Origin of the sequence: Pseudomonas lurida, from assembly GCF_013522705.1 — a bacterium.
Lineage (GTDB): Bacteria > Pseudomonadota > Gammaproteobacteria > Pseudomonadales > Pseudomonadaceae > Aquipseudomonas > Aquipseudomonas quebecensis.
In genome coordinates this window covers 1-396 of the sequence record NZ_JAAMRE010000088.1, presented here as the reverse complement: position 1 = coordinate 396, position 396 = coordinate 1, and the positions used below count along the sequence as shown (strand labels likewise).

1 protein-coding gene is annotated in these 396 nt (G+C 58.8%); it reads right to left on the bottom strand.

Annotation, left to right across the window (positions count from 1 at the left end):
* The coding region (locus tag G7025_RS26620) for an Ig-like domain-containing protein (protein ID WP_219855468.1) at positions 1-396 on the bottom strand (396 nt) is incomplete at both ends.

Genomic DNA, 396 nt, shown 5'->3' with positions numbered 1-396 from the left:
TCACGTCGAGAGTGCTGCTGGAGCCAGTGTTGGTGGTGTAGCCGATTTGCGGCACATCACCATTGAAATCTTTAACCGGGGTGAAGGCGTAAGCGCCGTCGGTACCGATGGTGATCGAACCCACGCCTGCAATGATGGCCGTCTGGCCAGCGGCGTAAGTGGTTCCACCCACATTGAAGCTGGCAACGGTCAGGACGTTGTCCACATCGCTGTCGTTGGTCAGCACATTGCCAGTGGCAACGGTATCCTCCGTCGCGCTGCCGGTGTCGGCCTGCAAGACGCTGGCGTCGTCGACCGGGTCGATCTTCACGTCGAGAGTGCTGCTGGAGCCAGTGTTGGTGGTGTAGCCGATTTGCGGCACATCACCATTGAAATCTTTAACCGGGGTGAAGGCGT